This window comes from Lactobacillus sp. ESL0228, assembly GCF_003692825.1.
Lineage (GTDB): Bacteria > Bacillota > Bacilli > Lactobacillales > Lactobacillaceae > Lactobacillus.
In genome coordinates, this window is sequence record NZ_REHJ01000006.1 from 42,188 (window position 1) to 54,884 (window position 12,697).

12 protein-coding genes and 2 tRNA genes are annotated in these 12,697 nt (G+C 35.9%); 13 read left to right on the forward strand and 1 reads right to left on the reverse strand.

Features of this window, described 5'->3' with window-relative positions; genetic code table 11:
- Nucleotides 1-107 precede the first annotated feature (107 nt).
- From F5ESL0228_RS01555 to F5ESL0228_RS01575, 5 genes are all read left to right on the forward strand, one after another.
- On the forward strand, nt 108-1,289 hold the full coding sequence (locus tag F5ESL0228_RS01555) for an aminotransferase class I/II-fold pyridoxal phosphate-dependent enzyme (RefSeq protein ID WP_122022657.1): 1,182 nt from the start codon (nt 108-110) through the stop codon (nt 1,287-1,289).
- Between the two features lie 57 nt (nt 1,290-1,346).
- Nucleotides 1,347-1,428 (forward strand) — tRNA-Tyr (locus F5ESL0228_RS01560).
- 7 nt (nt 1,429-1,435) lie between these two features.
- Nucleotides 1,436-1,507, forward strand: a tRNA-Gln gene (locus tag F5ESL0228_RS01565).
- 164 nt (nt 1,508-1,671) lie between these two features.
- On the forward strand, nt 1,672-2,787 hold the full coding sequence (locus F5ESL0228_RS01570; RefSeq protein ID WP_122022658.1) for a hypothetical protein: 1,116 nt from the start codon (nt 1,672-1,674) through the stop codon (nt 2,785-2,787).
- A 73-nt stretch (nt 2,788-2,860) separates the two neighbouring features.
- Nucleotides 2,861-3,559 (forward strand): GntR family transcriptional regulator, encoded by a 699-nt coding sequence (locus F5ESL0228_RS01575; protein WP_122017801.1) that lies wholly within the window; start codon nt 2,861-2,863, stop codon nt 3,557-3,559.
- 326 nt (nt 3,560-3,885) lie between these two features.
- Here F5ESL0228_RS01575 and tagD read toward each other — a convergent pair whose 3' ends face one another.
- Nucleotides 3,886-4,272: a glycerol-3-phosphate cytidylyltransferase gene (gene tagD, locus F5ESL0228_RS01580; RefSeq protein WP_122017802.1), complete on the reverse strand. Its 387-nt coding sequence runs from the start codon at nt 4,270-4,272 to the stop codon at nt 3,886-3,888.
- Nucleotides 4,273-4,393: 121 nt separating this feature from the next.
- Between tagD and F5ESL0228_RS01585 the strand changes: the two genes are divergently transcribed.
- The 8 genes from F5ESL0228_RS01585 to ruvX all read left to right on the forward strand — a co-directional run bounded on the left by F5ESL0228_RS01585 (nt 4,394) and on the right by ruvX (nt 12,696).
- Nucleotides 4,394-5,128, forward strand: a complete 735-nt coding sequence (locus F5ESL0228_RS01585) for a WecB/TagA/CpsF family glycosyltransferase (RefSeq protein ID WP_122017803.1) — start codon at nt 4,394-4,396, stop codon at nt 5,126-5,128.
- Nucleotides 5,125-6,225, forward strand: a complete 1,101-nt coding sequence (locus F5ESL0228_RS01590) for a glycosyltransferase (RefSeq protein ID WP_122022659.1) — start codon at nt 5,125-5,127, stop codon at nt 6,223-6,225. The genes F5ESL0228_RS01585 and F5ESL0228_RS01590 overlap by 4 nt, the downstream gene beginning before the upstream one ends.
- 67 nt (nt 6,226-6,292) lie before the next feature.
- Complete coding sequence (locus F5ESL0228_RS01595; protein WP_122022660.1) at nt 6,293-7,762, forward strand: nicotinate phosphoribosyltransferase; 1,470 nt, start codon at nt 6,293-6,295, stop codon at nt 7,760-7,762.
- Nucleotides 7,763-7,766: 4 nt separating this feature from the next.
- Nucleotides 7,767-8,600, forward strand: a complete 834-nt coding sequence (gene nadE / locus F5ESL0228_RS01600; protein ID WP_122022661.1) for an ammonia-dependent NAD(+) synthetase — start codon at nt 7,767-7,769, stop codon at nt 8,598-8,600.
- A 22-nt stretch (nt 8,601-8,622) separates the two neighbouring features.
- Nucleotides 8,623-9,054, forward strand: coding sequence for a GNAT family N-acetyltransferase (locus F5ESL0228_RS01605; RefSeq protein ID WP_122022662.1), 432 nt, complete (start codon nt 8,623-8,625; stop codon nt 9,052-9,054).
- Nucleotides 9,055-9,318: 264 nt separating this feature from the next.
- On the forward strand, nt 9,319-11,958 hold the full coding sequence (alaS, locus tag F5ESL0228_RS01610; protein ID WP_122017808.1) for an alanine--tRNA ligase: 2,640 nt from the start codon (nt 9,319-9,321) through the stop codon (nt 11,956-11,958).
- Nucleotides 11,959-12,010: 52 nt separating this feature from the next.
- The gene (locus F5ESL0228_RS01615) at nt 12,011-12,268 is read left to right on the forward strand and encodes an IreB family regulatory phosphoprotein (RefSeq protein WP_122017809.1); all 258 of its coding nucleotides are present in this window, start codon (nt 12,011-12,013) and stop codon (nt 12,266-12,268) included.
- Nucleotides 12,268-12,696, forward strand: coding sequence for a Holliday junction resolvase RuvX (gene ruvX / locus F5ESL0228_RS01620; RefSeq protein ID WP_122022663.1), 429 nt, complete (start codon nt 12,268-12,270; stop codon nt 12,694-12,696). The genes F5ESL0228_RS01615 and ruvX overlap by 1 nt, the downstream gene beginning before the upstream one ends.
- Nucleotide 12,697: the final 1 nt, after the last annotated feature.

A 12,697-nucleotide genomic window follows, 5' to 3' on the forward strand; every position in this document is an offset into this window, starting at 1 on the left:
AAAGACGCAATGTATGCGTCTTTTTTTGTTAACTAAAAATTAAAAAATATAGCAAATTTTGTTAATAAAATGTATAATTTGTTAAAAATGAAAGGGGATAATAAGAAATGATTAATTTAACTAAATATATGAGAAAAGGTTTAGCCAATGCTCCTGAAAATCCAATTTTAAAGTTTGCGACATATGCAAGTCAAATTCCCGACGTGGTAAAGTTCACTTTGGGTGAGCCAGATTTTAATACACCAGATCATATTAAGAAAGTTGCACAAAAGTCAATTACTGATAATCATTCGCATTATGCTCCGTCTAATGGAACGATAGGTTTAAGAACTGCGGCCAGTATATTTTTAAAGAAAAAGTATGGTCAAACATATGATCCTGCTACTGAGGTTTTGGTTACTAATGGTGTAAGTGAAGGGATTTTTGATACAGTGGTTGCGGTTTTAAATCCTGGTGATGTAATGGTTGTACCAACGCCAATATTTTCGTTATACATGTCTGATGAAGCAATTATTAATGAGGGAATTGAGGTGGTTGAAATTGATACATCTCAAAGTGATTTCAAATTGACACCTAAACAACTCCAGCAAGTCATTGATCAATATGGTGACCGGGTACGGATGTTAGTTATGAATTACCCCACAAATCCAACAGGTGTTGTATATACTCAGTCCGAACTTGATGCTTTAGCAGATGTAATTCGTGATCGGCCGATTTTTGCTTTATGTGATGAAATTTATAGTGAGTTAAATTATGATCAGCCGCATGCTTCAATGGAAAAATCATTGCATGATCAAGTAATCTTAATGAATGGTGTTTCTAAGTCTTGGGCAATGACTGGTTACCGAATTGGAATTGTTTGTGCACCAAAAGAAATTTTGACTCAAATTGCTAAGGTTCATCAGACAATTGTTACAACTGAGCCAACTCCGATGCAAGATGCTGCTGAAGAGGCTTTCAAGAATGGGATGGATGATGCACAGCAAATGAAATTGGAATTTCAAAAAAGACGTGATGTTTTATATGAAGGATTGACTAAGCTTGGCTTTGTTTGTGCTAAACCTGAAGGTGCGTTTTATATTTTTGCTAAAATACCAACTGGCTTTGAGCAGGATGATAGTAAGTTTATTTACGATTTGGTAGATAAAGCACATGTGGCTGTAACTGGTGGATCATGTTTTGCAAAGGGTGGCGAAGGCTATATTCGTTTTTCTTACGCCGTGGCAATGTCTCAAATTGAAGAAGGGCTTAAACGGCTTGAAAAATATGTAAAAGAAAATCGAAAATAATCAAATTTTTACTTGCATTTACGTATGTTTTTAGGTAAGATAATTAACGTGCGTAACGGAGGAGTAGCGAAGTGGCTAAACGCGGCGGTCTGTAAAACCGCTCTCTCTGAGTTCGGCGGTTCGAATCCACCCTCCTCCATTATCACTGGGTTATAGCCAAGCGGTAAGGCACTAGTTTTTGGTACTAGTATGCGCTGGTTCGAATCCAGCTAACCCAATATCAATACTAAATTTAGGCAGCTGTAATAGTTGCCTTTTTACTTGCTTTTATCAACTAAATTTTAATTTAATAATATTTATTGTTTTAAAGCTGATTTTAGCTATTCAGTGATGAAGATAGTACAATAGTAGCTGGCTTACTTTTCATCAAGAAAGGATTTTTATGGCAAGATTAGTTAAAGTGGGGGCCGGTGGCGGCGAAATTGATTGGCACGATGCATTGAAAGATTTGCGTGCAGATGACGTCCTGTTACTAGAACCGGGTTTTTACGAAATGCCACCAGATACATTGCTATCAGATATTACAATTAAAGGCACAGGAAATCTTCCAGAGGAGACAACCATTTTGGGTTATTTAAATTTAGCGGCTGATAGTCAGTTTGTTAATCTGGAAAATCTATGTATCAATACTAATGATGATTCTAATAGTCTATTCGTGCCAGCCGAAGCTAACACGTATTTAACCTTGCGCAATTGTCTTGTAAAAGGCTATGGTAATGATACGGCAGTTTTGGCGGCCAATGGTAAGGTTACTTTAGAATTATATTCAACTGTTATTTTAAATGGCTCTGTTTCTTTATTTGCAGATTCTGATTTTCGTTTAGAGATGAACGATTCTTCAATTGAAAATATTGCTGAAGATTTTAGTGCTTTAGCTTTAGAAGGTCACGGTACAGCAATTATTAGTAATTCACGTATTTATGGTAGTATTGATACTTTTACCAAAAGTAATGTGGAACTTGATTTGAATAATTCAGTTGTGGACACAATGTTATTACAGGGACAGGTTTGGCTGAATATGCTAAATAGCAAAATTTTATCGCATGATGATACTAGTTTGTATATCACGGATGAGTCATGGGTTAATATTATTGCTAGCAACTTTGAGGGGGGAATTTATCTTGACAAAAAGCCCTCTGTTATTATTCAAAATAGTCGCATTAGTCGTTTAGTTGCAGTTAATGATACACAAATAACATTGATTAATACGATAATTTTAAATCATGCTGATTTTCAGGATAATGTAAAATGTAATGTGCGTCGAAGTACATTCAATGGAGGTAATGAGTATCAATACTTTTTGGCGTTAAGTGATCGTGCTCAACTTGAAGGACATGATCTAATACTTAATTCTAATGGTGCTGATTTAGCAGTAAAGGATTGGGCAAAAATGCATGCCAGTGTTCTTGCTACCAGTGATGAGTCAATTCTGGTGGAATGCAGCCACGATGCCAAGGTTCAAATCTTAGGTATGAAGTGGACCACTAGAAAAAATTAGTTAGAGAAATCAATTAATTTTACTTTATCATAACTAGACCAATTTGAGTTATAATACAATAGGAGGCATGCTGATGGAAGAACCAATGTATATCAAAATTCATAATCAAATTAAGCGTGAAATTGAAAATCACGTTTATCGGGTTGGTAGCAGAATACCAGCCGAGCGGCAGCTTGCTCTAAAATTCGGCGTTTCGCGTATGACTTTGCGTCAAGCAATTAAAACACTCGAAGATGAAGGGATTTTAGAACAACGTTTAGGTAGTGGCACATATGTTGCTAATCAGAAGGTTCAAGAGAAGATGTCGGGCATCATGTCATTTACGGAAATAACCCATGCTAATGGTCAGGTTCCGTCAAGCAAATTGATTTCGTACCGAGTGGGCAAGCCAACATTATCTGAGAGTGAGCGGCTTGGGTTAACGGATAACCAAGAAATTCTACGAATGGAACGAATTCGCTATGCAGATAATATACCAATTTGCTATGAAGTTGTGACAATTCCGCAGCAACTAATTATGGGGATGTCCAAGGCAGATATTTCGGCACATTTGTACCATACATTGAAGAAGAATGGTTATCAAATTGGTCGGGTAACCGAACATATTTCTGCAGCGATCGCCAATGAAAATACAGCCCGTTTACTTGATGCAAAAAAGGGTGAAGCATTGATTACTCGTCTTCAGGTTACTGAACTTTTGACTGGAGAACCATTTGAATATACCAGAGCAAGCTATGTGGCTGATCGCTTTGAATTTACATTTTCAAAATAATGATGTGACTATGTTTTGGGCTTACAACCGAATTAATGAAATTAGCAAAGAGCCTATAGTTATAGTGATTTTGGGGGATTGCTTAAAAACAAATATTATTAGCAGTTAAAAGATAAGTTGAGTTTGATATTTGTAATTCTTACCATCATTGAATTTAAAACTGGTAAAGTATGCTACAGGATTATTGGCTTAAATAATTTATTATGAAATATGATTTTAAGAAATAATGTTTAAATCAGTTTGGTTGGCAAAAATTTGATAACGAGTTTGACATTTTTATTATATTTCGAAACAAAAAGACGAGAATCGAATTCGATTCTCGTCTTTTACTTTAAATCATTTTTTATTTTGCTAGTTGAAACACCTGGTGTTCGAGGCAAGTAAATAACTTCGCAATATGGTTTTAAAAAGTCAAACTTGCCCTGCCAGTCGCTTCCCATGACAAAGGTGTTAATATTATACTTTTTAATATCTTGGATTTTTTGTTCCCAATCTTGTTCAGGAATCACCTCATCAACGTAGCGAATGGCTTCTAAGATGTATTTACGTTCTGCATAGCTATTATAAGATTCCTTATGCTTTTGTAATTCGTTAAATTCGTCTGTTGAAAGTCCAACAATTAAATAATCACCTAATTCTTTAGCACGTTTCAATAAACGAATGTGTCCATAATGTAACAAATCGAATGTTCCATAAGTAATAACTTTTTTCATATATAGCGCTCCCGTTAATTTAACAAAATAATAGTATCATATTTATAGAAAAGGTAAAACCTGTCCCTCAAAACCTAATAGTTTGCTAAAATAAAGTAAATCGGACATGAGGGAGATAGTCATGGATAAAGTAAATGTTTTAGGCGTTAACTTTGATAATAAAAGCTTTAACCAGTTTCAAAATAAATTTATTGGACGAATTAACAATCACCAGTCTACGTTGGTGGTGACCGCTAATCCTGAAATTGTGATGACTGCGAATGAAAATCCTGAATTTATGAAACTCTTAGGTTATGATGCGGATTATATAACAGCAGATGGGATTGGTATTATTAAAGCAGCTAAAATTTTAGAGACACCATTAAAAGAACGCGTAACTGGCTATGATTTGTTTTCTTGGTTAATGACCTTAGCTAATGATCGTGGTTTGCGAGTTTACTTAATTGGTGCCAAGCCTACTGTTATCCATGCTATTCAAGCTAAGATTGCTCGGGAATACCAAGATATTCAATTGGTTGGTGCGCAAGATGGATATTTTAATGAAGATTTAGAACTAGTAGCATATCAGATTGAACGTACTGAACCCGATTTGGTATTTGCTGCTCTAGGGTCGCCACGACAAGAACAACTTTTAGCTTTATTGCGTAAAAATCTTTTGCCAGCTTTAATGATGGGCGTTGGTGGTAGTTTTGACGTCTTTTCAGGAGAAGTTAAGCGGGCACCGCAGTTTTGGCAAAAGGCTCATTTAGAATGGTTTTACCGTTTATTAAAAAATCCGACACGTTGTAAACGAATGTTGGTTTTACCCAAATTTGTCCTGAATGTTTATCAGGAAAAAAGGAACAAAAAAAGATGAAAGTTTTGCACGTTAACGCCGGTCTCGAAGAAGGTGGCGGCTTAACTCATATCATTAACTTGTTAAGAGAAGCAAAGATTGAAAATCAGGACTTTGAATTATTATGCCTTGCTCAGGGTCCAGTTGCCTATGCTGCTCAGGCTGCAAGTATACCTGTTTTTGTATTAGGAGCGCGAAGCCGATATGATTTAGGCAGTTTAAAGCGTTTGGTCACTTTTATTAATCAAGGTAACTATGACATTGTGCATACACATGGGGCTCGCGCTAATTTGTTTTTGTCATTGATTAAAGCAAAAATTAAGGCTAAATGGTGTGTAACAGTTCATTCTGATCCCTACTTGGATTTTGCCAATAGGGGTTTACTTGGTCATGCTTTTACAGTAGCCAATATGCGTGCACTAAAAAAGGCAGATGCCATTTTTGCAGTAACGCAGAAATTTGCTCAACTGTTGATAACTAAAGGTCAAATTATACCTGAAAAAGTTCATGTAATATATAACGGTATTTTTTTTCATGAGAATCAATACTTTTCGTCTAAAGAAGACCACGTAGCTTTTAATATTATTAATGTTGCTCGTACGGAAAAGGTTAAGGGTCAAGAACTATTGTTAAAAGCAATGAAACGTCTTAATAAAAGCAATATCCATCTTTATATTGCTGGCGACGGCTCAGAATTAATTACATTAAAAAAATTGGTTCAGGACTTAAAACTGGAATCGCAAGTCACTTTTGAAGGCTTTTTGACACACCAGCAACTGGAAAAACTATATCATAAAATGGATTTAGCTGTTCTAAGTTCCTATTCGGAAAGTTTTCCGTTGGTTTTACTAGAAGCAAGTGATAATTTGGTACCAATTATGTCTACAAATGTTGGTGATATTAGGATGATGATTCCTGACGAAAGACATGGTTTTGTGGCTCAAATTGGTGATCTTGATTCAATTACTCAGACGCTAAAATCAGCTATAAATCTACCTGCTAAAAAGCTCACGCAAATGGCACTTTGTGAAAAAAAATATTTAGCTCACAATTTCTCTTTAGACAAGCAATTATCAAGTCTGATGGGGGTTTATCATTCATTACTCAAAGTCGACTGAATTGTTTAAACTAATTGAAATGTTTATAATAGAACAAAATTGGTTTGAACTAAATTAAGAGGATAGAATGTTTTATCAAGAATTAGATCAGGATGATTCCTTGACTTTACATACAGATTTGTATGAACTCAATATGATGTATACGTATTTTAAAAAAGGAATTGCTCAGCGTAATGCTGTCTTTGAAGTCTATTATCGTCAAGAACCTTTTGGCAATGGTTATGGTGTTTTTGCTGGCCTACAACATGTTATTTTGTATTTACAAAATTTGAAATTTAAAGAGAGTGATCTGCAATACCTCAAAGAGGAAGTGGGTTATGATTCTGATTTTATCGATTATTTGCGTAACTTCAAATTAAAGTTAACAGTACGTTCGATGCGTGAAGGTGAAATTGTTTTTGCCAATGAACCATTAATGCAAATTGAAGGCCCGTTAGCCCAGTGCCAATTAGTTGAAACAACGATCTTGAATATTATTAATTATCAGACATTATTAGCAACTAAAGCGGCACGTGTAAAATTAGCGGTTCAAGGTGACGGTGTCATGGAATTTGGAACGCGTAGGGCCCAAGAAACGGATGCTGCGCTTTGGGGAACAAGAGCGGCATATATTGGCGGATTTGATTCTACTAGCAATGTCCGTGCAGGGAAACTATTTGGTATCCCAATTTCTGGTACACATGCACATTCTTTAGTTGAAGCTTTTGGTAGCGAATACGAAGCTTTTAAAGCTTATGCACAAACGCACCGAGATTGTGTTTTTTTAGTTGATACTTATGATACGGTAAGAAGTGGTGTTCCAAATGCCATCCGAGTTGCCAATGAAATGGGCGATAGAATTAATTTTCAGGGAGTTAGGATTGATTCCGGTGATATGGCATACATCTCTAAACAGGTGCGTCACGAACTTGATGCAGCTGGCTACCAGAATGCTAAAATTTATGCATCAAATGACTTAGATGAAACAACCATTACTAGTTTGAAAATGCAGGGGGCTAAGATTGATGTTTGGGGAATTGGTACCAAATATATTACAGCTTATGATCAGCCAGCTTTGGGAGCAGTTTATAAACTTGTTTCGGTTGAAGATGGCAATCAGCAAATGCAAGATACGTTGAAAATTTCTTCTAACGCAAGCAAGGTTTCTACCCCGGGTAAAAAACAAGTGTGGCGTATCTCTGCCAATACTCAAAAGAAAAATGAGGGTGATTGGATAGCACGTTCAGGCGTTGACCCACGGACATTTGATTCGTTGTTTATGTTTCATCCCGAATATACCTACATCAATAAAGTAGTTTCTAATTATACAGCTGAACCACTATTGAAGGATATTTTTAAAAATGGAATCTTAATTTATCAGCAACCAAAGTTGACGGCTATTAGGAAATTTTGTGCTGCTAATTTAGATGGCTTATGGGATGAATATAAAAGAAGTTTAAATCCGCAAGAATATCCAGTTGATTTATCTCAAGAATTATATGACAGTAAGATGAAATTAATTAAGGATATTCGTCAACAAATTGCCAAAAGGAGATAATTAAATGAGACCATTACAAAAGAAAATAATTGCGTATGAACATGTTTTGCCAGAAATTGACCCTCAAGTAGAAATAAGACGTTCTGTTGACTTTTTAAAGAATTATTTAAAAGCAAATCCCTTTTTAAAATCATACGTCTTAGGAATTTCTGGAGGTCAAGATTCTACTTTAACTGGTAAACTATGTCAGATGGCAATTACTGAAATGCGCCAAGAGACTGGGGATGACTCATATCAATTTATTGCTGTTCGCTTGCCTTATGGTGTTCAGGCGGATGCTCAGGATGCTGCTGATGCGATTTCTTTTCAAAAGCCAGATCAAGATTTAATTGTTAATATTAAAGAAGCTGTTGATGCTACAGTGTCCAGTTTGAACACGGCTGGTCAAGAAATAACTGACTTTAATAAAGGCAATATTAAGGCGCGTGAGCGAATGATTGTTCAATATGCAATTGCTGGCGCACATAACGGTGCTGTTGTCGGCACCGATCATGCAGCCGAAAATTTTAGTGGTTTTTATACTAAATATGGTGATGGAGCTGCTGATCTAACTCCATTATTTAGATTAGATAAGCGTCAAGGAAAACAAATGTTAAAAGAATTAGGCTGCCCAAAACATCTATATTTAAAAACACCCACTGCTGATTTGGAAGAAGATAAGCCCGATTTGCCAGATGAAATTGCTCTTGGAGTCAGTTATAATGATGTTGATAATTATTTGGAGGGACGAGAAGTTTCGCCTGAAGCAGCTGAAAAAATTGAGGCATTATGGCGAAAGAGTGAGCATAAACGCCATTTACCGATAAGTGTGTTTGATAATTTTTCTATTAACAATTAATAAGTTGTTTGAGGAGATAAAAATGATTCGACTAGCCAAAGTGGCCGATGCAGAGCAAATTCAAGAAATTAATCAAGAGCAATTGGGTTACGATTATCCGGTTAAACAGACTAAGGAAAATTTGTCAAGACTTTTAGCTGATAGTAAGCACCATTTGCTTTTGGTTTTTGAAAATGATTGTAAAGTAATTGGTTATGTTCATACCGAATTATTTGAAGAAACCTATTTTCCGCCAATGTATAATGTGCTGGCATTAGCTGTTGCAAAATCAGCGCAGCAAAAGGGAATTGGTACACAGTTAATGAATGCAGTTGAACAGTTTGCTAAAAAAGCGGGAATTAATGAAATAAGATTAAATTCTGGTGAAGAGCGGTATGGCGCACATCAGTTTTATGAACGATTAGGGTACCATTGTAGTAAAAAACAAAAACGATTCGGTAAACGGTTAGATTAATATAGATGGGTAATGGAATCATTGACAAAGATTGTGCAAGTAGTACAATTATTTTTAACTTAAGATATGTTTTTTAAAATGACGTTTCAAAGAGAGAGCCGGATGCTGAGAGCGGTTTATGGTCATTTAAAAGATGCTCCTTACAGTTTTTACAAAATAAGATAATTAAGAGGTAACAAGCACTGTTGCAATTGAGGTGGTACCGCGTTTTATGCGTCCTTAAGTATAGCAACAGTGCTTTTTATTTTGAAAAGGGAGAAAATAATGAAAAAACTGACGAGTTCTGAATTTAGACAAATGTTTTTGGACTTTTTTAAAGAACACGGTCACATGGTAATGCCGAGTCAATCATTAATTCCACAAGATGACCCAACTTTACTTTGGATCAATTCTGGTGTAGCAACGATGAAAAAGTATTTTGATGGATCGGTTGTACCTAAGAATCATCGTATCACAAGTTCACAAAAATCAATTAGGACTAATGATATTGAAAATGTTGGTAAAACTGCACGACATCAAACATTCTTTGAAATGTTAGGTAACTTTTCCGTAGGTGATTATTTTAAAAAAGAGGCAATTACTTGGGCTTGGGAGTTTCTTACTAGTCCGAATTGGCTTGATTTGGATGAGGACAAACTTTATTGTACGGTTTATCCTAAAGATACCGAAGCACAGAAAATTTGGCTTGAGGTAGGGATGCCTCAAGATCATATTGTTAGATTAGAAGAGAACTTTTGGGATATAGGTGAAGGTCCATGTGGTCCAGACTCTGAAATTTTTTATGATCGAGGACAAGAAAATAATGATATTTCTGAAGATGATCCTGAAAATTTTCCAGGAGGTGAAAATGCTCGCTACTTGGAGATTTGGAACATTGTCTTTTCACAATATAATCACCTGGCTAACGGAAAATATGTTGATCAACCGCATAAAAATATTGATACAGGAATGGGCCTAGAACGTGTGTTATCAATTTTGCAGGGAGCTCCAACTAACTTTGAAACAGATTTGTTTATGCCAATGATTCATGCTACTGAGGAAATGACATCGGGTAAGAAATATGGTCAAAATGGATCTGATACCACCGCATTTAAAATTATTGCTGATCACGTTCGAACGGTTAGCTTTGCTATAGCCGATGGTGCACTTCCTTCAAATACAGGTCGCGGTTATGTATTGCGTCGGTTGATTCGTCGTGCTGACTTAAATGGTCAGCGCTTGGGAATTAAGGGCTCATTTCTTTATAAATTAGTTCCTGTGGTTGGCAAAGTTATGGAAAGTCACTATCCAGAAGTAACTAAACAAAAGGATTTTATTGCTAAAGTTATCAAAAATGAAGAACAGCGTTTCCAGCTGACACTTGATTCAGGGTTAACCTTGCTTGACAAGTTAATTGCTGATGCTAAAGAAAATGATACTAAGACAATTAGTGGTGAGGATACTTTCAAATTATTTGATACTTATGGTTTTCCATATGAATTAACTTTTGAAACTGCACAAGATGCTGGCTTAGAAGTTGATAAAAAAGGTTTTGATAAAGAGATGGAGGCCCAAAAGAAACGTGCGCGAGAAGCACGCGGTAATTTGCAGTCAATGGGAGCTCAGGATGAAACCTTAATGAACTTGAAAGACAATTCTGAGTTTGAGTATGGTATTTATGAAGAAAAACATGCTAAATTGATAGATATTATTGTTGACGACAAGTTAGTTAATCAAGCTGATGGTGAACAAGCAACTTTGATTTTTGATAAAACACCATTTTATGCAGAACGGGGTGGTCAAGTGGCTGATCATGGTTCAATTTATGATCATGAAGGTAATCTTGTTGCTCAAGTTGTTGATGTTCAGCATGCACCTAATGATCAAAATCTGCATTACGTTGACGTAATTTTACCTTTTAAAAAAGGTGAAGACTATACTTTAAAAATCGACCGTGCACGCCGTGAAGGATTGCGCCACTCACATACGGCTACTCACTTATTACATGCAGCTTTGCGCAGTGTTCTTGGTGAACATACCCACCAAGCTGGTAGTTTGGTAGAACCTGATTATTTGCGGTTTGATTTTACTGCAATCGAACCTTTAACCGACAAGGAAATCAAATCAGTTGAAACATTGGTTAATCAAAAGATTTGGGCAGCAATTAATGTTAAGACCACTATTACTGATCCAGAACATGGAAAAGAAATGGGTGCATTAGCCTTATTTGATGGTAAGTATGGTGACCAAGTTCGCGTTGTACAAATGGATGACTTTTCAATTGAATTTTGTGGTGGCACTCACTGTTCTAATTCTAATCAAATTGGAATTTTCAAAATAATATCAGAATCAGCTATTGGTGCAGGTTTAAGACGAATTGAAGCGGTTGTTTCTCAAAAGGCTTACGAGTATTTAGCACATCGTTCAGAATTACTTGATGAAGTTCAAAGCAGTGTGAAATCAACGAAGCCTGAAGATGTAATTAATAAAGTTGAGAGTTTGGAAGAAGAACTTCATTCAACTCAAAAACAAGTTGACGATTTGAACATGAGAATTAACCAGGCAAAAGCAGCATCAATTTTTAATAAGGTTCAACAAATAGGTAGCTTAACAGTTATTGCTGAACAAGTTGATGTCAATGGCATGAACGACTTGCGCGAACTTGCAGATGCATGGAAGAATAGTTCTAAGTCTGATGTTCTTGTATTAGGTTCAGCCAAGAATGACAAAGCTAACATGATTATTAGTTTGGGACAAAAAGCTCTCGATGCTAATCTTCATGCAGGTAAATTAATTAAGCAAGCTGCGCCAATTTTTGGCGGTGGTGGCGGCGGTCGTTCTAACATGGCTCAAGCTGGTGGTAAAAAGCCTGAGGGGTTAGGCAAAGCTATTCAAACTGTTTTGAACTTAATTTCTGTAAATTAATTTATTGAGTTTATGAAAGTTTTCAAGTAAAATTACGTCAGGAGGAATGATTATGAGTTCATTAGGTAAAACAATGCATTTCGACTTTAATGAAAATAAGGGTAAAAATGTTTATGATACGCTACAAGATGTTTACAATGCACTTGAAGAAAAGGGCTATAATCCAATTAATCAGATTGTTGGCTATTTATTGTCAGGCGATCCAGCATATATTCCCCGGCATAATGATGCTCGTAATTTAATTTTAAAGCACGAACGTGATGAAATTATTGAAGAACTTGTAAAAAGTTATCTAGGTAAAGATAAATAATGCGGTTAATTGGGCTAGATATTGGTTCTAAAACCGTTGGGGTCGCAGTTAGTGATGAGTTAGGAATAACCGCTCAAAAAATTGAGACGATTTTGATAGATGAAAAACGACATAATTTTGGTATGAGACCCCTTAAGAAAATTGTTCGTCAATACAATGCGGATGGCTTTGTATTAGGTCTTCCTAAAAATATGGATGGTTCATCAGGTGCTTCAGTTATTAGAAGTAAAGCATATGGTCAAAGATTACAAGACAAGTTTAAGTTGCCTGTTTATTATTCAGATGAACGTTTGACAACTGTCGAATCTCAACGAATTCTAGTGGAAGAAGCTGGAATTCATGATCGGCATCAGCGTAAGAAAATTATTGACCAAATGGCTGCTGTCTTGATTTTGCAAAATTATTTAGATCAAAACCGAAAGGATTAAT